Annotated in this window: 18 protein-coding genes and 2 pseudogenes; 8 read left to right on the top strand and 12 right to left on the bottom strand. The window is 42.0% G+C overall.

Translation table 11 applies throughout. From position 1 onward, the window contains the following. Positions 1–15: 15 nt before the first annotated feature. A complete protein-coding gene (locus tag AACU33_RS03685; RefSeq protein WP_096587096.1) occupies positions 16–849 on the bottom strand; it encodes an endonuclease/exonuclease/phosphatase family protein in 834 nt (277 codons plus the stop codon). Next, complete coding sequence (locus tag AACU33_RS03680; RefSeq protein WP_339375738.1) at positions 812–1,045, bottom strand: hypothetical protein; 234 nt, start codon at positions 1,043–1,045, stop codon at positions 812–814. Before AACU33_RS03680 ends, AACU33_RS03685 begins: the two co-directional genes overlap by 38 nt. A 199-nt stretch (positions 1,046–1,244) precedes the next feature. On the opposite strand from AACU33_RS03680, the gene AACU33_RS03675 reads away from it, so the two are divergent. Beyond that, entirely contained in the window at positions 1,245–2,588 is a 1,344-nt protein-coding gene (locus AACU33_RS03675; protein WP_096587095.1) for an AAA-like domain-containing protein, read from the top strand. Between the two features lie 74 nt (positions 2,589–2,662). Here the strand turns inward: AACU33_RS03675 and AACU33_RS03670 are convergent, their stop codons facing one another. Both AACU33_RS03670 and AACU33_RS03665 read right to left on the bottom strand, forming a co-directional pair. After that, positions 2,663–3,112 carry a hypothetical protein gene (locus tag AACU33_RS03670; protein WP_339375737.1) on the bottom strand — a complete coding sequence of 150 codons (450 nt, stop codon included), beginning with the start codon at positions 3,110–3,112 and terminating at the stop codon, positions 2,663–2,665. Positions 3,113–3,183: 71 nt separating this feature from the next. Next, the gene (locus AACU33_RS03665; RefSeq protein WP_096587093.1) at positions 3,184–4,203 is read right to left on the bottom strand and encodes a hypothetical protein; all 1,020 of its coding nucleotides are present in this window, start codon (positions 4,201–4,203) and stop codon (positions 3,184–3,186) included. A 706-nt stretch (positions 4,204–4,909) separates the two neighbouring features. On the opposite strand from AACU33_RS03665, the gene AACU33_RS03660 reads away from it, so the two are divergent. Both AACU33_RS03660 and AACU33_RS03655 read left to right on the top strand, forming a co-directional pair. Then, complete coding sequence (locus AACU33_RS03660) at positions 4,910–5,986, top strand: cellulase family glycosylhydrolase (protein WP_096587092.1); 1,077 nt, start codon at positions 4,910–4,912, stop codon at positions 5,984–5,986. Positions 5,987–6,030: 44 nt separating this feature from the next. Continuing rightward, a complete protein-coding gene (locus AACU33_RS03655; RefSeq protein ID WP_096587091.1) occupies positions 6,031–9,537 on the top strand; it encodes an AAA-like domain-containing protein in 3,507 nt (1,168 codons plus the stop codon). Positions 9,538–9,671: 134 nt separating this feature from the next. Here the strand turns inward: AACU33_RS03655 and AACU33_RS03650 are convergent, their stop codons facing one another. The 4 genes and pseudogenes from AACU33_RS03650 to AACU33_RS03640 all read right to left on the bottom strand — a co-directional run bounded on the left by AACU33_RS03650 (position 9,672) and on the right by AACU33_RS03640 (position 16,245). Continuing rightward, positions 9,672–10,763, bottom strand: coding sequence for a glycosyltransferase family 4 protein (locus AACU33_RS03650; RefSeq protein WP_096587090.1), 1,092 nt, complete (start codon positions 10,761–10,763; stop codon positions 9,672–9,674). A 1,116-nt stretch (positions 10,764–11,879) separates the two neighbouring features. Continuing rightward, a pseudogene (locus AACU33_RS37530) lies at positions 11,880–12,899 on the bottom strand (Ig-like domain-containing protein); the annotation flags it as partial. 75 nt (positions 12,900–12,974) lie between these two features. Continuing rightward, positions 12,975–15,485: pseudogene (locus AACU33_RS03645) on the bottom strand (DUF4347 domain-containing protein); the annotation flags it as partial. 595 nt (positions 15,486–16,080) lie between these two features. Beyond that, complete coding sequence (locus tag AACU33_RS03640) at positions 16,081–16,245, bottom strand: hypothetical protein (protein ID WP_339375736.1); 165 nt, start codon at positions 16,243–16,245, stop codon at positions 16,081–16,083. A gap of 50 nt (positions 16,246–16,295) precedes the next feature. Here AACU33_RS03640 and AACU33_RS03635 point away from each other — a divergent pair, with 50 nt between their 5' ends. From AACU33_RS03635 to AACU33_RS03625, 3 genes are all read left to right on the top strand, one after another. Then, positions 16,296–16,496, top strand: a complete 201-nt coding sequence (locus tag AACU33_RS03635; RefSeq protein WP_053455630.1) for a type II toxin-antitoxin system VapB family antitoxin — start codon at positions 16,296–16,298, stop codon at positions 16,494–16,496. After that, positions 16,493–16,903, top strand: a complete 411-nt coding sequence (vapC, locus tag AACU33_RS03630; RefSeq protein WP_096587087.1) for a type II toxin-antitoxin system VapC family toxin — start codon at positions 16,493–16,495, stop codon at positions 16,901–16,903. Before AACU33_RS03635 ends, vapC begins: the two co-directional genes overlap by 4 nt. A gap of 583 nt (positions 16,904–17,486) precedes the next feature. Beyond that, positions 17,487–17,909, top strand: a complete 423-nt coding sequence (locus AACU33_RS03625; protein ID WP_096587086.1) for a hypothetical protein — start codon at positions 17,487–17,489, stop codon at positions 17,907–17,909. A 65-nt stretch (positions 17,910–17,974) separates the two neighbouring features. Here AACU33_RS03625 and speB read toward each other — a convergent pair whose 3' ends face one another. Further along, positions 17,975–19,015, bottom strand: coding sequence for an agmatinase SpeB (gene speB, locus AACU33_RS03620; protein WP_096587085.1), 1,041 nt, complete (start codon positions 19,013–19,015; stop codon positions 17,975–17,977). A gap of 247 nt (positions 19,016–19,262) precedes the next feature. Between speB and AACU33_RS03615 the strand changes: the two genes are divergently transcribed. Both AACU33_RS03615 and AACU33_RS03610 read left to right on the top strand, forming a co-directional pair. Further along, positions 19,263–19,949, top strand: a complete 687-nt coding sequence (locus tag AACU33_RS03615; RefSeq protein ID WP_339375735.1) for a methyltransferase family protein — start codon at positions 19,263–19,265, stop codon at positions 19,947–19,949. A gap of 105 nt (positions 19,950–20,054) precedes the next feature. After that, positions 20,055–20,399 carry a XisI protein gene (locus AACU33_RS03610; RefSeq protein ID WP_096587084.1) on the top strand — a complete coding sequence of 115 codons (345 nt, stop codon included), beginning with the start codon at positions 20,055–20,057 and terminating at the stop codon, positions 20,397–20,399. A gap of 44 nt (positions 20,400–20,443) precedes the next feature. Here AACU33_RS03610 and AACU33_RS03605 read toward each other — a convergent pair whose 3' ends face one another. Genes AACU33_RS03605 through AACU33_RS03595 form a run of 3 tightly spaced genes read right to left on the bottom strand, consistent with a single transcriptional unit; the run spans position 20,444 to position 22,902 of the window. Further along, entirely contained in the window at positions 20,444–21,439 is a 996-nt protein-coding gene (locus AACU33_RS03605; protein ID WP_096587083.1) for a DUF6745 domain-containing protein, read from the bottom strand. 1 nt (position 21,440) lies between these two features. Then, positions 21,441–21,782, bottom strand: a complete 342-nt coding sequence (locus tag AACU33_RS03600) for a hypothetical protein (protein ID WP_096587082.1) — start codon at positions 21,780–21,782, stop codon at positions 21,441–21,443. A 46-nt stretch (positions 21,783–21,828) separates the two neighbouring features. Then, complete coding sequence (locus tag AACU33_RS03595) at positions 21,829–22,902, bottom strand: WGR domain-containing protein (RefSeq protein ID WP_096587081.1); 1,074 nt, start codon at positions 22,900–22,902, stop codon at positions 21,829–21,831. Between the last annotated feature and the right edge of the window lie 355 nt (positions 22,903–23,257).

Here is a 23,257-nt window from a genome sequence, read left to right as displayed (position 1 = left end):
CTCAAATTTTATTGATTATTTAATATAAGAAAATTCTGCCAATAATGGCTTGTGATCGGATGAACAAATATGTTCTAGGACTTTAGCGCTGGCTTTATGTTCACTGAGTCCTCGGTAAAATATATAATCTAAAGGAGGTGATAGCAAAAAGCGTTTAATTTTCTTACTATGGTGAGGTGCAAAAGCTACTGGCATTAATCCCAATCGAGTCACAGTCTTGTAGAGAAATAATGCCCTTTTGCGATTCCAGGTATTGAAATCTCCTGAAAAAATAATTGGCCCTTGATGAGTTGATAGTGCTAGCTCTAACTCCTGCAATTGAGTTTTAAATTTATGAATATTGACAAAATTTATTAAATGACTATTGATAGTTAAGAGACTATCTTGGTTGTTTGATAAGGGATATTCAGCCATTAGAGAAACTTTAGGAGTCTTAATAATTGGTTCATAATGTTTAGTAATGATGGCTCTTTTATGAAGAGGACTAATTTTAGCTGCTGTTAAAATGCCCGAATAAGTCTGCTGATGAGCATCGATAAAGTTAGGTGCGAAGTTCCAACTCATATCTATCAAATCTACTAAATTCCCTGCCTCTACATCTAGACGGAATTCTTGGAGAAAAATTAGATCTGGTTGGTATTGCTCAAGAATAGTTAAAAAATCTCGCACCCAATTTTTGTCATCACTCTTCTTGGCAATATTCCAGTTTAGGACTTTGATTGATGCACTATTTAGTTCGGTTTGCAGTATATGGCTGCGATCGATTGTCGATTCTTGGGTACGCAGAAATCGATAGGACGGAACAAATTTTCTAGCAAGAATGTCTACGCGCTCTTTGATAGCAAGCATTATTAACAGCAATCTGGACTTTACATAGCTTAACTCTAAATTGGAGTGTGGGTGTGACAAACGCGGTCAATGCTTGAGCGATAGGATTTTCGAGAATGCTTTGAAGAGTGCGATCGCCTACTGTCCAATAATTGGGATATACTGCTTTATACTCAAGCCTGGAAGCTTCCACCTCTGCGTTTCTATCAAGAGTCAAGCTTTGGTTCGCTCAAAGTTTCAGGAATTTCAGCCAATCAAGCACTTATGCTCTAAAAGTTATGTCCAGCAATGAATTGGCTGTCCTTGGATTTTCTTTACGAATCAACTCTTAAGCATCCAGACAGTGATATATTCCTACTACCCGACCGCAGTGATGCCAAAATCATCAGAGCAAATAGACATACTCAGGATGAATAATGAATTTTGAAGAAGGATTAAAAGTTTTAGATGCAATCGTCTTTAACAAAATCAACAGACACCTGAAAGATGTAGAAATTATTGTTCTGAAAGGCTCATGGCAAGGACTAAATTATGAAGAAATTGCCACTAATGAAGGTTATGCAGCTAAGTATCTTCGGCAAGATGTAGGTTTCAAACTATGGAAATTACTTTCAGAAGCCTTAGGGGAAGAAATTAATAAAACTAATTTTCGTGCAGCAGTTGAACGTTCATACTCTAGAGATAAAAATCACCTACCAACAGAAGTAGATCGAGATGGTTCCAGTACTATCAAAAATGAATTTGTGCCAGAATACCCAGAAGGTTCAGTGCCACTGAATTCTAGATTTTATATTCAGCGATCGCCAATCGAAGAACGTTGTTATGAAACCATCCTTCACCCCGGTGCTTTAATTCGGATTAAAGCTCCTAATCAAATGGGTAAAACATCCCTAATGGATAGAATTATCGCTTACTCAAATCAGCAAGAATATCGCACAGTACGTCTAAACTTATTACAAGCCGAAACAACAGTTTTTAGTAATTTAGATAAATTTTTGCGCTGGTTTTGTGCTTATGTAAGCCATAAATTAAAATTACCTTCTTTGTTAAATGAATCTTGGGATGAGTATAGAGGTAGCATTGTTAATTGCACTACCTATTTTGAAGATAATATATTACACCAAATTAATAGTAATTTAGTTTTAGCATTAGATCAACTAGATAGAGTTTTTCAATATCCAGAAGTTTATCAAGGTTTTTTTGCCATGTTACGTACTTGGCACGAAGAAGCCAAAACTGTAGATATTTGGGAAAACTTACGATTAATTGTTGTCCATTCTACTGAAAATTATGGCTCATTAGATATAAATCAATCACCATTTAATGTTGGCTTAGTGGTTGAATTAACTGAGTTTACCCAACCACAAATAGAAGTTTTAGCTCATCATCACCAACTTAATTATAATCCAGCTCAATTTCAGCAGTTAATTTCTCTAATTGGCGGACATCCATATTTAATTAGATTGGCACTATATCACCTTGCACTTGGACATATAACATTAGAGATTTTATTACAAAATGCTCCTACAAATGCCGGAATTTATGAAGAACATTTTCGTAGATTTTTAAATATCTTTAAAGTAAATCCTCCTCTAACTGAGGCATTTATGCAAGTAGTTATGGCAACAGAACCAATTGGGATTGCAACCATGCCAGCATATCAGTTGTACAGTATGGGATTGGTTAAGAGAGTTGGCGATAAATTAGTCACGCGCTGCCAGTTATATCAACAATATTTTCGCGCACATTTAAAGTTTTAAAAAAGCGATCGCAATAAAATTGGCCCAAAAGTAGATTGGGCCAACATATAGAAATAGTAGCTATCTAGCTAAAGTTAAAAACTGAAAGTCGCGGAAATATCACCACGCCATGCGTTATCATTGGAACTCCAAGTACCTGTCATACTTTGTCGATCGGGTGATAATGTACCTTCGTAGATACCTACTGTTTGGCCTCGATAAGAAAAAATTACTTGATCCCCATCTGCCTGTTCTAGAATGACTGTACCTTCGATAACTTCATTTTTGCTACTACGCCAAGTAGCTTTATAAGTCCTTGACTTACCAACTCGTACCCAAGTGCCTACCCAAGTGTTACCATCACTACCAGTTTCACTAGTTCGGACAGTTTTGGGACTAAATGTTTTAGCTTCAGCCAGCAAGGTTTGGGAGGAATTTTGTAATAAAGTAGGAGAAGCCAAGGCTTGAGAAGCTAACCCATTAATTAACAAAATAGAGCTAGAAATATATCCAATTAACAGCATATTAGATGTAGTTTTCAACATGACTAGTTTCCTTTGTATTTATGAGTGCGATCGCTTTCCTTGAGTATTAAGATTGTGGCGTGGTTCAAACTCTACAACCCTGTGATGTGACTCCATCCAGAGGCAAAACCGCTGAGGCTGCCAACAAAGGTATAATTACCCGTGTTGTCAATTCGGGCAGTTGCACCATCACCTGTTGAGGCATTGTAGAAGAGTAGGGCACCATCGCCAGTGCTGCTAATGCGAGTCCAACCTTTGGCAAAGCCAGAAATACTGCGAACAAAAGTGTAATTACCAGCGCTGTCGAGTCGGGCGGTTGCACCTTCGCCCGTCGGCGCGTTGTAGAACAGGAGACTACCTTGGTTGGCAGACACGATGTGAGTCCAGTCTTTGGCGAAGCCGGAGATAGAACCAACGAACTGGTAGTTACCGCCGTTGTCGAGTAGGGCGGTTGCACCTTCACCCGTCGTAGCATTGTAGAAGAATAAGCCGCCATTTTTATTACCGACAATATGAGTCCAGCCCTTGGCAAATCCAGAGATGGAACCGACGTACTGGTATTTTCCGGCGTTGTCAATTCGGGCGGTTGCACCTTCGCCTGTCCTAGAGTTGTAGAACAGGAGACTACCTCGATGGGCGGACGCGATGTGAGTCCAGCCTTTGGCGAATCCAGAGATGGAACCGACGTACTGATATTTTCCGTTGTTGTCAATTCGGGCGGTTGCACCTTCGCCTGTCGCCGCGTTGTAGAAGAATACATCGCCATTGTTAGTGCCGACAATATGAGTCCAGCCTTTGGCAAATCCGGAGATGGAACCGACGAACTGGTATTTTCCGCTGCTGTCAAGCCGGGAGGTTGCGCCTTCGCCTGTCGCCGCATTGTAGAAGAAAAGCACAGGAATTGAGCCGAACGGGGAAGGCCCGCTTGACTGTTCGGGTACGAGGATCTCGTCTTTAGCCAGAATCACATCTGACGGAAATGTCAAAATCACTGCTTGCTGGTTGGGAGATTGAATGTTACTAATAACAGGCTTCTTAGCAGCAACAGGAAGTGTAGTTAAACCTAATAAAGGTAAAGATAAAGCAACATTAAAAAAAGCTTTGTATTTCATGGTGTTTTCTCTTGGCGATAGTGCGTGCAAAAGATTTGTAAATACTGGCAAGGCGGCAATTGTTAAGCGTTGGAACTTGAGTTATTTAACTTTCATAAAATTTTATTTAGATTTTTAAGTGCGATCGCAAACTGTTGATTAACTAAGATTATGTAATTTTATTGAATTGCTGTCTATACATATAAGATCGGTGTTTTAAATGCATAAATTTCAGCCAAATATCAGGTTGAAATCAAAAAATCAGTAAATGTCATAAAAAGTTAGGCAAAGGTCGTTTCAGCTTACCTGACAATACCGATCGGATGCTTTTTGGAATTCCTGACATTTTCTGGAGCGACAACCAGAAGATTACAGTGCATAATTCAAATCAAGAAAAATAAGTTTTCTTTACAAGCAGCTAGTTTTGGTAATAACCAATTACTGTGTGCTTATAATTACTAGCGTATGGATAAGATGTATCAAAATGGTAGATTTTCAGCGCGTTAGTTGCGTCACAATAGCGAAATTAATCAATTGACTAGTAATTCATTGAGTTAATTATGAAAGGGAAGAAAACGAACCGCATTCGGCGGAAGGCTTAAAGAGTGCGAATTTGGAGAAGGAATAAGCAGAATTAAAAAGTTAATTTAACTAGCAAAAATAATGCGATAGATTGACAGGAAACCTCACTTATAACAACACTTGTTTTGAAATTATGAGTCTTTTTATGAAACGTCGTCAAATGATAATTAATTCAGGAATTGCTTGTTATAGCAGTTTATTATCGACCACAATACCATCTATAGTAAAGGCTCAAAATGTAAAACCCACTTTCTATACTAGAGGTCGATATCTTTACAATAGATTTGGTGAGAAGGTAATTCTGAATGGCATAAATTTACCCTTATTGGATGACTGGGATTTTCCTGAAAGCGATAAGTTAACAGAACTAGTAAAAACAGGAGCTAATGCAGTCAGAATTCAATGGTATAAAGATTATGGTCAATCCGATCGCCCTAGTTATTCGATTTCTGATTTAGATAAATTTCTCACTCGCTGTCAGCAAAATCGAATTATTCCCATCGTCATGTTATCCGATTTGACTTGTAATAGCGATGCAAATTTGTTAAATACTCAGTTAATTCCTTGGTGGATAGATAATGATGTCCTAAAGGTACTTAAAAAACATGAATCTTATCTAATTATTAACTTAGCCAATGAGTTAGGCTTTTATCGGTGGGCAGATAATCAAAAAGCCGCTTTAAATAGTTTCAAGAATGCTTATAAAAGTGCGATTAGCAGTATCCGCCAACACTTACACTTACCAATTATGATTGACGCACCAGATTGTGGTACATCAATTGAAGCTTTTTCTTTGATTGGACAGGAATTAATTGCTAGCGATCCAGATCGTAATCTCTTATTCAGCGGTCATGCTTATTGGGCTGATTATGATGGTATTTCACACATTGAAACCATTATTAAAGCTAATCTTCCCCTCGTTTTTGGTGAGATTGCTAACAAGCAAGATGAAAATATTAAGGGAACAACTCAGTATTGCTATTATGACCTTGATGGTACTAGAGAGAATCACTCACCTAGCAAAACTTTTACTTACCAAAAATTATTGCCCCTTCTCAAACAGAAGCAAATTGGTTGGTTAGCTTGGTGCTGGTGGAAAGATAATTGTACCAATCGTCAAATGACACCGAACGGAAATTTTTCTCATCTCACACCCTATGGAGATGATTTAGTAAACAATCCTATTTATGGGTTGAAAGTAATTGCTAAAAGAACGCGATAAAGCATTTTTATAATTTTAATTATAAAACAAACCAGTGAAATAATATGACACATTTTAATTACTATAAATTAGGAGGAAGCCTAGAATATCAACACCCGACTTATGTTGTGCGACAAGCTGATGCTCACCTTTATCAAGGGTTGATAAATGGTAACTTATGTTATGTTTTCAATTCTCGTCAGATGGGTAAATCAAGCTTGCGAGTACACATCACAAAACAGCTTAAAGAGCAAGGAATTAAATGTGCTTCCATTGATTTGACAAGAATTGGCAGTCATGTCACGCCTTTGGAATGGTATGGCGGATTTGTTTCTGAGTTATTACGCGGTTTTGGTTTATCAAAAAAAGTAAATTTTGGAGCATGGTGGCGACAACATGAATTTTTACCACCAAAACAACGATTGAATGAATTAATTGATAACGTGATTCTAACAGAAATTTCTGGAAAAATTATAATTTTTATTGATGAAGTTGATAGTATTTTAGGAATAGATTTTAAAGATGATTTTTTTGCTTTTATTCGAGCTTGTTATAACCAAAGAGCAGATAATCCAGAATATCAACGCCTGAGTTTCTGTTTGTTGGGTGTAGCAACTCCTTCTAATCTAGTTAATGATAAAAATCGTACGCCTTTTAATATTGGAAAAGCTATTGAATTAACTGGATTTCAACTATCAGAAGTTGCAGTTTTAATTAGAGGCTTGGAAGGAATAGTTGCAAGACCAAAAGCGATAATTGCAGAGGTGTTAAAGTGGACTGGAGGACAGCCATTTTTAACGCAAAAACTTTGTCAACTAATATGTATTTCTCAAAATTCTTTTCCCGCCGATCGCGAAGGAGAATGCGTTGCGCAATTAGTACAAACGCAAATCATCGAAAATTGGGAAACGCAGGACGAACCAGAACATTTACGAACAATCCGCGATCGCCTAACCCAAAATGCAGAGAATCAAACTGGGCGGTTGTTAGGATTATATCAGCAAATTTTAAACCAGGGAGAAATCCTCGCAGATGACAGTCCCGAACAAACACAACTACGTCTGACAGGATTAATTGTTAAGCAACAAGGAAAACTACGAATTTATAATCAGATTTATGCAAAAATTTTTACCCAACAATGGCTCGATAAAGTATTCCTAAATATTCGCCCATACTCTCAAAGTTTAAATGCTTGGGTAGCTTCCAAATTTCAAGATGAGTCGCGTTTATTGCGCGGGAAAACTTTACAAGATGCTCGGATTTGGGCAGCAGATAAAGGTTTAAGTGATTTAGATAGAAAATTTTTAGATGCTAGTCAGGAATTAGAAAAGCGGGATGTTCAGAAGCGATTGCAAGCAGAAGCAGAAGCATCAAGAATTTTGGCAGAAGCGAACGAAGTCTTATTAGTAGCCAATCAAAAAGCCAAACGACAAATTAAAATAGGCACAATAGTATTAGCCATCACCCTAGTTGCAGCAATTATTGCTGGAATTTGGGCAAATAACATGGTGAAACAGATACAACTAGAGAGAATAAAATCTTTAACTATATCTGCCAATGCTTTATTAAACTCCAATAGAGAACTTGATGCTTTAGTTGCTGCACTCAATGCAGCTATTCAATTGAGGTCAGTAAAGGCAGATGCTAACACTCAAGAAACAGTAAGATTAGCATTACAACGTGCAGTTTATAAAGTTAGAGAACGAAATCGCTTAGAAGGACATAGTGATGTAGTTAGAAGCGTTAACTTTAGTCCTGATGGTCAAAATATTGTGACTGCTAGTGAAGATAATACAGTGAGGCTTTGGAGTGTTGATGGCAGAGAAATCAAAAAAATTCTTGTTCCAAATCATATTTTTACAAGTGTAATGTTCAGCCCCGATAGTAAGATGCTGGCTGCGATCGCTACAAATAACACTGTCAAAATTTGGGGTATTGATGGTCAGGAAATTATCACCTTAAAAGGGCAAAATAACGAGCAGTTTATCAGTAATATTTGTTTCAGCCCTGATGGTAAAATAATTGCCGTTCCAAGTCAAGATAATACAGTCAAGCTTTGGCATATTAAAAAGCAAGAAATTCAAACTCTCAAAGGACATAATGATTCTGTTTGGAGTGTGAGTTGCAGCCCAGATAATAAAACTATTGTCACCGCCGATCGCGGGGGTGTCATCAAAATTTGGCATATTGATGGACGAGAAATTAAAAGCTTTAAAGCCAGCGAACAATCTATTTTTGATGTGAGTTTTAGCCCAGACGGTAAAGCGATCGCAACTGCGGGAGGCGACACCACAGTTAAATTGTGGAATTTAGAAGGTAAAGAAATTAAAACCCTTGGCAAACATGACAATTATGTAATTAGCGTCAGCTTTAGCCCGGAGGGTAAAATCGTTGCTTCTACCAGCGCTGACAAAACAGTTAAATTGTGGAGTGTTAATGGAAGAGAACTTAAGACTCTACAAGGTCATAACGATGCTGTTTTTAGCGCCAGTTTTAGCCCAGATGCTCAAACTATCGCTTCAGCAAGTGCAGATACGACAGTTAAACTATGGCATATTGGCGATCGCGAACCCAAAACTTTCATTGGACATCATGATTCTCTGTGGAGTGTGAGTTTTAGTCCGGATGGTAAAATTATTGCCTCAGCCGGAGATGATAAGACGATTAAATTGTGGAATGTTGACACTCAAGAACTGACATCAATAAAAGCAGATAGCGATAGTGTCTGGAAGCGGATTTGGAGTCTTAATTTTAGTCCTAACGGCCAGATAATTGCTACGGCTAGTTCTGACAAAACAATCAAACTTTGGAACTTAAATGGTGAAAATATTAGAACATTTTCAGGACACAATAACGAAGTTATAGAAGTAAATTTTAGTCCTGATGGTCAAACTCTGGTGAGCGCTAGTTATGATGGGACAGTCAAACTATGGGATATCAACGGTCAAGAACTCAGAACTTTAGACGCAGATGCGGGTAAAGTTTTCAGTGCGAGTTTCAGCCCCAACGGTCAGACAATTATTTCTGCTCATAATGATGGAACAATCAAACTGTGGAACTCGCAAGGACAAAACTTCAAAACTTTCAAAGCACATAATAGTTATGTTACGAATGTGCGTTTTAGCCCCAATGGTCAAATCATTGCCTCAGCCAGTCAGGATAAAACTATTAAAATTTGGAGTTTAGAAGGAAAGGAACTTAAAACCCTAAAAGGTCATCATGCTGAAGTTACCAAACTTAGCTTTAGTCCTGATGGCAAAATCCTTGCTTCTGCTAGTGCTGACGGTACAATCAGACTTTGGCAAATCAGAGATGGTCAAGAACTAAAAACTATTTATGGACATGGTTATGCTTTTTGGAACCTCAACTTTAGTCCTGATGGCAAAAAAATTGTCTCTGTCAGTGATGATGGTCTTGTTGAACTTTGGAATGCTGAAGATACTTTAGATTTTGATCGGCTAATAGTTCGGGGTTGTTCTTGGTTACAGGATTATCTGAAAAACAATCCCAGCGTACAACAAACAGATCAACATATTTGCGATCGCATTTCTATCCCGCTTCCATCACTTTAGTAGTCTGTTATGCATGGAAGTAGTCTCCTGATTGATGGAAAATGAAAAAGCTCCCATGTAAAGGGAGCTGATTGTCAATTATGGAGATTTATGAAAGTAACGCCAAGCAATAGTCGCTCAAGCAAGGTTACTAACTAGCGTGTCAAAGATGTAATTGATTCCAACGAATTTCTGATTGCAGAGTTGAACCAATGACGCCAGTTGCGATCGCCAACGATTTTTTCGTAGACTGCTTCATAGCCGTTAACCATTTGGGTAACGCTAAATTTATTCTCTACGTGTTCGCGGCATTTTTGGCGATCGAGTTTTAAGGCTTTGGGAATCATTGTCGCCATTTCTTCGTAACTTTGGCAGACATAACCTGTCTCGCCATTAGCAATTACTTCGGAGACAGATCCCATATTCATGGCAATCACAGGTGTACCCGTCGCCATAGATTCCGCCATCACCAAGCCAAATGGTTCGCACCAGGTGATAGGAAAGAGCGTAACCGCTGCATTCCCCAACAGTTCGGCTTTTTGCTCGTGGTTAACTTCACCTAAAAACTCTATTTGTTTCCCATCTATATGGGGAGCAATTTCTTTTTCAAAAAACTCCTTGTCTACAACATCCACTTTACCCGCCATCTTCAAGCGCCAACCTGTCTGCTTGGCAATAGCAATGGCGTGTTGCGGCCCTTTTTCTGGCGAGAAGCGGCCTAAAAATGCCAGATAGGGTGGATCTTGAGGTTCAGCAAAGAAGGGAAACTTCTCAACGCTGATGCCATTGTAAACTGTCGCAACATAATTAATGTTTAACAGCCGTTGGGCATCGCTAATGCTGATGTATGGTTGCGTGCTGTATTGTCTAAATACTTTGTTGTTATCGCGAGTAAAGATACCATGTAAGGTATGCACTGTTGGTGTTGAAACCACACTAGCTAAAGGTAACGACCAAACCCCTACGTGGGAGTGAATAATATCAAATTCGCTAGCGCGTTGATAAACGTTACCAACATGCATGAGTTCGTACATTATCGGTTCTTGGATATCTTTATCCAAACGCAATGCACGCGGACTCCCAGCTTCTAAACGAGCTAAAGTTTGGGAATCACCCGAAGCGAATAGCGTGACATCGTGACCTCTACGTACCAGTTCATCGGTCAAACGACTCACAACTAACTCAGTTCCTCCATAGGTAACAGGCGGAACTCGTTCCCACAGGGGTGCGATTTGTGCGATTTTCATAGTGTATGGGGTTCAGCGGTCAAAAGTCCCTGTCACTTGGACTTTTATTTCAGATACAGGAAAACGATTTTCCTTCATATCTGCAATCGACTTTCACCTTGCTTGCCGCAAACTGCGCCCAATTAGGTGAACCGAACCGGAAACTCATCTCCAGTGAGTGTTAAGTTGACTTCACATTTCCAATCTTGCAGACTGAGTAATATTACCGCATCTATCTAAAGACAGTTTTTTTTCTCTGACTCAACAGTTATATAGTTGGGTTTGGGCAAAAAGCCTGCCAATTTAAAAAATATTTAAAGGGGATGAGAAAATGATACCAAGCATTAGCGTACTTTTACAGAAAAGCTATGCGGTGTGTCTTGCAGAGAAGGTATCGCTTTTGCCATAGGTTAGGTTGAGGCAAGGAAATTCATCATCTAAATACTTCAACACGATTCCCAAGTACTTCAGCACGACTTCCAAGTACCTCAACACAACTTTCAAGTACTTCAATACGACTTTCAAGTACCTCAACACGATTAGCAAGTACCTCAGTACGACTTTCAAGTACCTCAACACAATTACCAAGTACTTCAATACGATTCCCAAGTACCTCAGTACGACTTTCAAGTACTTTCACACAACTTTGAGGTAGCTATTGATTACTTGTAGCAGATAAATTCTTTGTAGGGAACACCCATAATCTTTTGGTAAGCACCTAAACAAAAATATTTACAGTCATTGCGAGCGAAGCGTTCGCTGTTCGGCGGAGCCGTTCCCGTTCGCGTCAGCGTCTCCAAAGGAGAAGGGTAGAGTAGGGTAGGGAAGCAATTGCATAGGCCTTGTGATTGCTTCGTTCCACTACGTTCCACTCGCAATGACATATCGCAACTAATACCATTTCTTTAAATTCGGACTACGGGTAATTCTCCCCCTGCTGCCTATGTGTATCCTTATTTTGGAGAATTGGTATAATTTAGCGGACATGAGATCATTCGTCGCATTCTGTTTTCAAAATGGTTTTATTTGACAAATGCGATCGCAAACACCTTGGCTTAAAGTACCTACATCGTAGCCTTTGTTACACAGAAGGCTGTGCTTGTTCAGGGGGATGTAGGCGCAGTCTACGTTCAAATGCTAAACCAACAGGAAATCGTTTTTGTCAATGAGTTTGAAGTTGACTCCATTCAGGTAAGCCAGGAACTTACCTGTGCTGGTGATGCTAATGCGAGTGCGCGACCCATCTTGCACAATAGTCAGGTCGTCAAAGGTCAACCCACCTACCAAGCCAATCTTGTCGCTATTATTCTGGAAGTCCGCAATTGTATCAGTACCCTCACCTGCTGCCAGGATAAAGATATCGCGGCCATTGCCGCCATAGAGAGTGTCGTTGCCTAAGCCACCGCGCAACACATCCGCACCGTTGCCGCCATGCAGAGTGTCATTGCCTGCACCGCCGAACAGCTTGTCATTGCCGTTGCCACCATTAAGGCGATCGTCCCCAGCACTGCCGTTGAGATTATCATTGCAATTGCCGCCACTCTGAGTTTTGCCGACGGAGATAGTGAAGGTTTGGGTGAAGGAGTTTTGTCCACCGTTGGCAGTGCCGCCATTGTCGCGTAAGGTGACTGTGACTGTGGCGGTGCGGTTGGTAAGATTGGGGCTGAGGTTGGGGTTAGGGGTGTAGGTGAGGGTGCCGTTTTTATCTATACTCGGTTGTACGCGGAACAGCTTGTTATTGTCATTGGTGACAGTAAAATTGAGAGTTTGTCCCGCTTCGTTGGCTGGCCCAGCTGAGAGGTTGGTTGCCCAATTTGGCACAGTTTGCGCCCCAGCATTTTGATTCACTGTCAGGTTAGCACCTTTACTGAAGGTGGGTGCATCATTGACTGGGTTGATGGTGAGGTTGACGATAGCCGTGGCGGTGCCGCCTTTGCCATCGCTGACGATGTAGGTGAAGGAATCGCTGCCGTTAAAATTAGAGTTAGGGGTGTAGGTGAAGTTGCCATCAGAGTTCAACACCAAAGAGCCGTTGCTGGGGCTGGTGCGTAAAATCGCTGTGAGGGTTTTGTTATCGAGGTCTTTGTCGTTGGTGAGGATGTTGCCTGTGATGGGGGTGTCTTCGTTGGTGGTGAAGTGGTCGTTATTGGCAACGGGAGGGCGGTTAGTGACAAATTCAAAGGCACCGATGTCACTGGCAATACCTTGAGGACGGGCAATGCCGCGTTGGTCAATGATGAGGGTGGTGTTACCTATATCAATGGCGGGGCTACCTGCAACTAACGCCAGGGTTTTGGTGGGGCCGCCGTTATCCTTGAGGGTGGTGTCGAGAATCTGGTTGAGGGCAACGGTAGGGGTGATGTCGGTGCTGAGTGTCGCTACATCCGACAAGCCGCTATCGCCGCTGAAACCAAACAGGTTGTTGCCACCAGAAATCGCTGGGGAAACAAAGTAAATTTCCCTGCCAAATGCGGCAGTATTGCCTGCCACAATGCTGTTGCTGACACTCGCCTTGCCAGTGTAGTTGAAAATGCCGCCACCAGTATCTGCGGAGTTGCCAAAGATAGTGTTGTTAGTTGCTGTCAGCGTGCCATAGTTTGAAATGCCACCGCCTAATCCAGCAGTGGAGTTGCCAAAGATAGTGTTGTTAGTTGCTGTCAGCGTGCCATTGTTGTAAATGCCGCCACCGCTATTTGCAGAGTTGCTAGAGATGGTGCTGTTACTCAATGTCAGCGTGCCGTTGTTGTAAATGCCGCCGCCGCTATCTGCGGAGTTGCTGGAAATGGTGCTGTTGCTCAGTGTCAGCGTGCCGTTGTTGTAAATGCCGCCGCCGAGTAACCCACTACTGTTCCCGCCGCTGATTGTCAGCCGATTCAAGGCAGCGGCTGCGCCAAAGTCCACTTGCAATACTCTTGTAGCACCGCCACCGCTAATTGTTAATCCGCTAACATTGCTACCGTCGATTTTCGTTTCGGCTTTGTCGGTTAATACCAGTTCGCTCGACAAGGTGATGGTTGAGTTGGCAGCCAGGTTAAAGGTGATGAGATCTGCACCTGCATTGGCATTTGCCAAATTCACTGCTTCCCGCAGAGTCGTTGTGCCGTTGGTGGGGTTGCCATCATCGCTGTCCCCTAGGGCGTTGACGACGTAGGCTGCTCGCGCAACTTCAAAGGCACCGATGTCACTGGCAATACCTTGGGGACGGGCAATGCCGCGTTGGTCAATGATGAGGGTGGTGTTGCCTGCATCAATGGCGGGGCTACCTGCAACTAGCGCTAGGGTTTTGGTGGGGCCGCCGTTGTCCTTGAGGGTGGTGTCAAGAATTTGGTTGAGGGCAACGGTAGGGGTGATGTCGGTGCTGAGTGTCGCTACATCCGACAAGCCGCTATCGCCGCTGAAACCAAACAGGTTGTTGCCACCAGAAATCGCTGGGGAAACAAAGTAAATTTCCCTGCCAAATGCGGCAGTATTGCCTGCCACAATGCTGTTGCTGACACTCGCCTTGCCAGTGTAGTTGAAAATGCCGCCACCAGTATCTGCGGAGTTGCCAAAGATAGTGTTGTTAGTTGCTGTCAGCGTGCCATAGTTTGAAATGCCACCGCCTAATCCAGCAGTGGAGTTGCCAAAGATAGTGTTGTTAGTTGCTGTCAGCGTGCCATTGTTGTAAATGCCGCCACCGCTATTTGCAGAGTTGCTAGAGATGGTGCTGTTACTCAATGTCAGCGTGCCGTTGTTGTAAATGCCGCCGCCGCTATCTGCGGAGTTGCTGGAAATGGTGCTGTTGCTCAGTGTCAGCGTGCCGTTGTTGTAAATGCCGCCGCCGAGTAACCCACTACTGTTCCCGCCGCTGATTGTCAGCCGATTCAAGGCAGCGGCTGCGCCAAAGTCCACTTGCAATACTCTTGTAGCACCGCCACCGCTAATTGTTAATCCGCTAACATTGCTACCGTCGATTTTCGTTTCGGCTTTGTCGGTTAATACCAGTTCGCTCGACAAGGTGATGGTTGAGTTGGCAGCCAAGTTAAAGGTGATGAGATCTGCACCTGCATTGGCATTTGCCAAATTCACTGCTTCTCGCAGAGTCGTTGTGCCGTTGGTGGGGTTGCCATCATCGGTATCGCCTAGGGCGTTGACGACGTAGGTTGCTAGCACATTTTCATAGGCAGACTGTGCCCAAGGTGCTAAGTTATCTAAGGCTTCAATGCTGCCCGTGCTAAATTCCAATTCCCAATCGCCGCCCTGAGCGCTACTACCTGTTAAGTCTGTGGAGGCGGCAACATCCGCCCCAGTGAGGGCGGCAATCTGGCTGACAAATGCTTGTCCGGCACTATTGGCTGCTAGGTTACAACCATAAAATAGCAGGTCGCCTGTTTCGCTCAGGGCGCTTGACCAGTACTGTAAGGTATCGGCATAGTCGAGTAATGTGTCGCTGTTCAGATGCGTGTTGCCTAGTTGCAAGGCTGCCTCGCTGCCGTGGGAGAAGATTTGCACGCTAGCGAGGTTGCTGTAGCCTGCTAATACCTGGCTGATTTGTCCCAGTCCATCGCTAGCGGGGTCGAGCAGATAGATGGCTGTGTTGGCACTTAACCCATCCACCAGGGTTTGATAGTCAGGGAGGGCGGCATCGACAAAGGCAACCGCAGCGTGCAATGGAGTTAAGCCATCACTCACTACAGGGGCTGTTGGGTTGAGAATTGTCACTGGCGAAGCGATCGCAGGCAATGTAGCTTCACAACTTAGCATTTAAAGCTCCTAAAATTAAATTCATTTGTAGTTTCGTAGGGTGTGTTGCGCTGTGTGACAACGCACCTTAAACACTTTTGTTTAGCTACTTACAAAAATTTCCCCAAACCAGCATCCCGATCGCGTAAACGTCTGCATGAAGCGATCGCCGCACACCTGAAACAATTTCTGTAACAGCGAATCCATGTGCAATGTAGTATATTTGCCGTTACAAATCAATAATAGCTGCCGTAAATTTACTGTTATTTCAAACTAAGTTTGTTAAAAATTTATACAGTAATCGCTATTACTTATAAATCTTTAATCTATATGGAAATTTATATGATTCGGGTTTGATTTATGAAAAAATTAAAAGCTTATATTTTAGCACCAAACCCCCATAACACTTTTTCCCTGGATTAACTTGGTTTTGCGATCGTATCTTGAAAAGTGAGTCAAAGGGCGATCGCACATTTAGCAAAGACTTATAGTTGAATTCTATTTATGATACCTTTCAGTGCGTTAGTGAAACTGACCAAAGGTATCGCCTTTGCCATAGGTAGGGTTAAGCTAGGGAAACTCATCATCTAATACTCCAACATGGCTTGAAAGTACCTCAGTGCGATCGCCTTCTTATTTTGAGGAGCGATCGCTTTCTGATTCTCTTGAGCGATCGCTCATAGTTGAGATAGTTGTAAGCGATCGCAGTAGGACGGGCGATCAAATTTGAGGAAATGGGAGAACAGCGATCGCATAGTTGGGAAAAAGAGCGCTCGCTCATAGCAGGGTGCGCTACTATCGATTTAGTCAGTTGTTAGCTCAGAATTAATTGTGGCTACACCACTCAACATAAACGAAGCTTTACTACAAGAGGCGTTGGCACTTGATGACCAGGTGAGCATTGATTCCCTGGTGGAAACAGCACTGCGCGAATATATTCAACGTCGCAAGCGGCTGAAAGTGTTAGAACTCTTTGGTACTATCGATTATGACGAAGGCTATGACTACAAACACCAACGTCAGCAAACATGAGTGTAATTGTTGATACTTCTGTTTGGTCACTGGCTCTGCGTCGGAGAACGCCACCTGATTCTTCCCCTGCGATCGCAATATTGCAGAATTTAATCACTGATGACCAAGTTGTAATGCTTGGCGCAATTCGCCAAGAAATTCTGTCTGGAATTCGCAATTTTGAACAGTTTACCCGTCTGCGAGATTACCTGCGAGCTTTAAGAGATTTAGAACTCATAGCTGAAGATTACGAAATCGCCGCAGAGTTTTTCAATACCTGCCGCAGCAATGGTATCCAGGGTTCAAATACTGATTTTTTGATTTGTGCAGTTGCTCATCGTCGCAGCTACAGCATCCTCACCACTGATAATGATTTTCACACTTTTCGGACACATATTCCGATTATTCTATTGCCCGTTGACGCTTAGACAACAGCTTGACAAACTTTTTGGGGAAAACGAGCGATCGCTGAAGCAGGATTGAGGGAGGCACAGACTTCTTTACTCAGTGCGATCGCCTTCACTGTAGGTTAGGTTAAGCTAAGGAAACCCATCATTTAATACTCCAACACGATTTCAAAGTACCTCAACACCACATTGAAGTACTTCCACACGATTTCAAAGTACCTCAACACGACTTTGAAGTACCTCCACACGATCTTCAAGTACCTCAACACGACTTTGAAGTACCTCCACACAATCTTCAAGTACCTCACTACAACATTGAAGTACTCGCACACGATGTCAAAGTACCTCTTTACGACTTTGAAGTACTTGCACACGATGTCAAAGTACCTCTTTACGACTTTGAAGTACTCCCACACGACTTTGAGGTATCAGTCGCTTTTAAATGTAGTATTTTTAACATTTTTAGCTAGTATAAACAATTAAAAATAATCTGTTCGATGTCTATTGGAATATCATTTTTCCGAATTATTTCTCAGAGAGGTTTATTGTTGCATTAGCTACAGTACATACAGTAATCCTATAAATTTTTTGAGGAGTGCATCTCATGGTACGACTAAAACGCGGTTCACCTACTCTCCAAAAAGCTCTACGGCGAATTGCCAGTATGCGATCGATTAGCTCTACACTCGACTTTGGCAAGGGATTTAGTTTGGCAGAATACGACAGTCGTATCCAAACCTTGCAAACTGAGCTATCAACCTACAATACTTTACTTTCGACGTTGGATGAAATGGCAGGTCGCATCTCTCTAATTGAAAAAGAGTTAAACCGCTATTCTGAAAATATGTTAATGAGTGTGGCAACCCATTACGGTAAAGACAGTTTGCAATATACCCAGGCGGGAGGCAAGCCACGTCAAAAATCTTCACGCCGTTCGAGTAAAACCGAGTCTTCAACTGAGGGTACAGCTACACCTGTGAATGAGGTGAATTACAACGGTAAGGAAGCCTCTGTTATTTTACCTTAATCTTTTAACTGCATGATGCTGGCGATCGCTCTTTTAGCTGGGGGGCAAATGAAGCGATCGCTTCCTCATTTTTGCTGAGATAAATCCATCAAATTCGCTAATTTATACACAATTCGCGCCCCAACATTACCATCCCACTCAGCATCGCCAACTTCGCAGACATCAAAGCCAATAATTTTTCTGCCACTCTTCACAAGTTCGCGGAACAGACAATAGGCTTGTTCTAATTCCAAGCCACCAGGAACAGGAGTACCCGTACTCGGACAGAGTTTAGGATCTAAACCATCGACATCAAAGCTGATGTGCACGAATTCTGGTAAGCCAGCGATAATTTCTTGGCACAAATCAACCCAAGTTGTTCCCGCATAGAGTTTTTGTTTAATCGCTGGGTCGTAATAAGCGATGATACGGCCATGAGATTCGTCAATCATTTGCACTTCTTCATGGCAAATATCGCGCAAACCCACCTGCACTAACTTGGAGATTTGCGGTATTTTCATTGCATTGAACATAATCGACGCATGAGAAAATTCAAAACCTTCATAAGCATCCCGTAAATCTGCGTGGGCATCTATGTGTAAAATGCCGTAATTAGGATACTTAGCTGCTAAGGCTTGAAAATAACCTAAAGGCGAACTGTGATCGCCACCAATGACTGCAACTCGCTTCCCATCGTTCATGGCTTTTTGACAATTTTCAAACAGCCATTGATTCACCTGTTGCGAAGCCCGATTAATTTCCGTGAGGACAGGTGTTAAATCTGGCGCGTCTGTCAGCGCTTTCCCTTGGGCGAGGCGATCGATAATTTTGGCGGCTAAAGCGCGATAGTATTCACTTTTTTCTAAAATATCTTGGGGAATTTCCATCATAAAAATTCCCTGTTTCCAACCATCTGGATTATCAAAATCGAACAAATCCAATTGAGTGGATGCATCCAAAATCTGCTGCGGGCCGTTGGCGGTTCCTGCACCATAGGAAACCGTAACTTCCCAAGGTACCGCAAATACAATCAGGTTTGCAGACTCGTAATCGAATGGTAAACCCAAGAGATTGCCATTGATTTCACCAACGCCGCTGGGGTTGTAGTCTAGGAGGGGGTTAGTCATAACACCTGATTGTGTAAAAGAATAATAACTATGCTACGGATTGAGCTTTAATAGCTTAACGCTCCGTAGATAGGTTTTCAATGTTGGCATGAGAGTTGCCGTAAGCATAATCGGTTGTTGCAAAAATCATCATCCTTGACGCGCCCATTTAGCTTAATTGCTTTTGGTACAATGGTTTCAAGGTTAGCTGTAAAAGTTTAATATCAAGTTAGGCAGCGATAAAGCCCATATTAAGGAGCTTGTGTTGATGACAGCATTCTTCAAAACAATAGGACTAATTTTTGTCTTACTCGCTGTTATCTCTGTATTGATTGTCATTCCAGCCTTGTGGTTAGGAGTAGCAAACAACACCAAGGTAATTTTTTTAGCAATTAGTTACTTCTGTTTCTTTCTAGGTACTATTTGGCGAGTAATTCGGTATGGAAAACTAGCCAGTCGCGAGGAAGACCGTCAAGTTAAAGTTACTTCTGGACGCATTGCTTCACTAGTCACAGTCATTGGGTTATTGGGGGTACATTGGCTAACGCTGTACACCTTTTCACTCCAGACGCAAGATATTGGTCAAACGCTTGATTGGTTATTTAGTGCGATCGCTATTAGTTTGATTAGTGCAGCAATAATCATCAGCCAGATTGCTATTAGAACCTTAGGCAAATTTTTCGATCGTCTTACCATCAAATCAGATCATCACTTAGTTACTGACGGCATCTACAGCGTTGTTCGCCATCCCATCTATACAAGTTATATTCTGTTATTTATGGGATTTTGTTTAATGCTGCAAAGTCTATGGGGTTTGAGTTTGCTATTGGTAGTGTGCCTTATTTGGTTTGGCAATCGAATTGAAATTGAGGAGAAAATGCTCGAAGAAAAGTTTGGTGAAGAGTACCAATTTTATTGCCAGGAAACCAAACGTTTATTTCCATACATTTATTAATGTATTTCTTCTAAGCAAGAATTAACTTGGTTTGTCGTTAAATCTAATCTTTCAAAATCAACGTCCACTGATTATTGTAGACATAGAAGCAGAGTAGATTAGGCAATGGATAAATTAACCGAGTATCCCAAGCTAATCCACCGTATCCTCACAGAATATGTAGAATTATGCAACCGCAGTCCCAACCGAGACATTGAGACATTTTTGATTGTGGATGAGTCAAAAGGTCATTATATCTGGATGAACCTTGGTTGGCAGAACAGCGATCGCATTACTGGTATGACTGTCTACGTTCGGATTCGGGATGGCAAATTCTGGATTGAGGAAGATTGGACTGAAGATGGTATTGCAAATGATTTAGTTCGTGTGGGTGTTCCTAAAGAAGACATTGTGTTAGCATTCCATGAGCCTAAAATGCGACAGTATACAGACTTTGCAGTAGCATCATAGTGATGAATCTGAATGAAAAATTGGCGATCGCACCAGCATAAATATCAGCTTTGAATAGCAAAATCAGCCGGATCGATTCCCCAATTTACCCAGCGAATCGCTTCACGGGCAGAACTGATATCTGGTGGAACTCGCAACACATGAATAAAGCCTGTACTGGGACAAGTCATTTTCAGTAAATGTATTGGTTCAACGTCAACCTCAGACTCAATTTGTAGTAAAGTATACTCCTGCCAGCGATCGCATTCCTTGGCTTGCAATTCTTGACAAATGCGTTCATAGCCAATGCCTTGAATCAAGACGCGCCGCAATTCAGCATTCCGTTGTTCCAGTAGCCACTCAGCGCGCCAATTTGTTGGGTGAAGCTTACCATACTTTTCTGGCAGATTAATTCCTCGATAGGCATAGACACCAAAGCCGTCAGGAAACTCAATTGCCGGAATTCCTTCTCCATGAATTTCGCCTGCACTGTTCCAGCAAATTTGAGGACGCAAAATTGCGATCGCCACTCCTTCATAAGGAAACATCCAACCAACCTGTTGCATATAGTTGCAAAACAGATTGTATTTGTCTTGTTCGAGTGGAACTCCTAGCCGATGTGCTGCGGCAAACACAGCTGCCCAGGAAATGCCCCATTCTGGTAATAAACAATCTGCTAAAAAATCTCCTAAAACCTCCGTTAATCCATTCAACATAATCCTTTGAAAAGAACGTTCCCATAGCTCAGACAAAGGATTTTTGATGCGTTGGGTTAATTCTGTTTGTAATGTTCCTATGCTACGAGAGAGGGAGCGCCACAAATCTTCGCGTAAAACTTCCCATAACTCAGCTAACATACAGTCAGACTGCATACTTTCTTGCTCAATCTGCTTTCTTGCCGCTGCTGGACTCTCAAAAAACTGGACTTCTGGTTGCGTCAATCCGGCAAATTTATACAATGCTTGAATTGCGATTGTTGCTTGCCCTAAATTTAGGGGCGTGTTGCTGATATTCCGCCACTGAGATTCAGTTTGAGAGATAATGAGTTCTTTTTCTGACATACTATCTCCTAAAAGCAGGCAATAAGACATTTGCAGTGAGCCAGGTAGAGATAGTGGCAAAGAAGGGGCTAGTTATCAATGCTACAAACACCCATATACCCAGCCATGCTATCCCACCCATTGAACCAGATTCAGCAGGTGGCTGGTTGAAATTACTTATCCATTCGAGTATTCCCGTAACGAACATTGCCACGATCGCCCCAAGGAACAACCCAACTACCCAGGCGATCGGTAACAATAGCAACATCCACGTCCAGCCAAATCTCATAAATGCCTGATAGCCAATCCATAGAGATGGCCCCAAGAACAGCAGCAGTAATGTAATGATTACACTTAAATGCATAGGTATTTTAATAAGTAAGGTTGCGTTCTTGACAAATCCCCAATGACTAAAACGCACTGCAATAGCAGTTAAATTGTTCTTTGTGTTCGGCACATTGAAACAGCAACCAGACATTATCAGTCTCATATTGCAATCCAAGATAGCCTTCGTATTCAATACCCTCACCGAGTTGGTAGAAGAGTTGCATAGGTTGACCGCAGATTTGACAATACTGATGCTCTACAGATTGTCCCCAGTAGCCCCACCCCGAAAGCTTATCTGCTGTTCGATGCCAAGCTAGTTGAACATCTATTGCTGTAGGTCTGTCGGGGTCGTCTTCCTCGTAGTATTCACAATCCTGCTCATCAACATGAAAGATCAACATTTCTTCGTATTCAGTGTATTCTGTGCCATAGGTTTCCTGTGCTTCCTCATAGAAAGGATAGTCATCAAAGGGTTGCCATCCGACAATTTGCAGCATATAGCGACCATAAAAGTCATCAATGCCACTGGTTTGAATTACATAAGGTGTCCATTGACTGAGGTTTGCGGCATCTTCTGCACTAATTTCCGGTGCTGATGGTGTTGAATTTGCTGATTCAGGAAGCGCCACAATTTGAGGAAATTGTTTATAGCAAGACAAACAGGTAAACAGTTGAAATAGTCCAGTGCCAAATTTGCCTTGCAAGCTTTCAGGTAATTCTTGCAGATTAAGTTGAAAATGAAAGTTTAGCGCACCTCCACAGCTAGAACAATGAGGATGAGTTGCACCAGGACTCAGCCAAGGTTTACCTAGATATTTAGATGCAAAGGGAGCATCAAGAGTAGGTTTCATCAAAGGTTTCCAGCCAGTGCGCCGGAGATGATTTAACCGAGCCAAGCGGCGATCGCCTCGCGAAATTGGTTGCTTAGTGCGATCGCCTTTGTTTGCGCATTCGTAGCCCTTCTTCAGCTTAGAATTAACGAGTTTGGTCACTTCTGCCTGCGCTTTTTGGGGAGTATCATAGGCTGTGACAGTTGTTTTGCCTGCATCTCCTATTCGCCCGTAGCGTACCGTTACTTCTACATCGTTGATTGTTACTTCATAGAACTTGTGCGACTTCCCATCCGAAAGCTCTAGATATGTCGTTTCCGTTCCCATATGACTGCTCCTTCTAAAGGAAAGATGATGGTGGACTGGCTTGAGCAGCTACTTTGCTAGTCTGATACTCTAAGTAATTTTTCTAGAATAACTTAATAGAGTGAGTAGCTTTGTTTACAAAGAAATTCTGGCTGTTCTGTTATAACCAACTCCAATGCTTTTTAGTAAAAGAAAAATATCCAAGATTGGAGAAGTTGGTTGTTGCCTTGCTACTACTCAATATCAAATGAAAGCGATCGCAAAAATCATACTAAAGTTGCAGTCTGTTGTAGTACATCAGAATTAATGAGATTGCTTCCCTATGCTCGCAATGATAGATATTATCTTTGCAACTTGGTATCAATAGAATTTGGCA

The sequence above is a fragment of the Calothrix sp. NIES-2098 genome, assembly GCF_963875125.1.
Classification (GTDB): domain Bacteria; phylum Cyanobacteriota; class Cyanobacteriia; order Cyanobacteriales; family Nostocaceae; genus Aulosira.
This window is presented reverse-complemented; position numbering and strand designations above follow the sequence as displayed.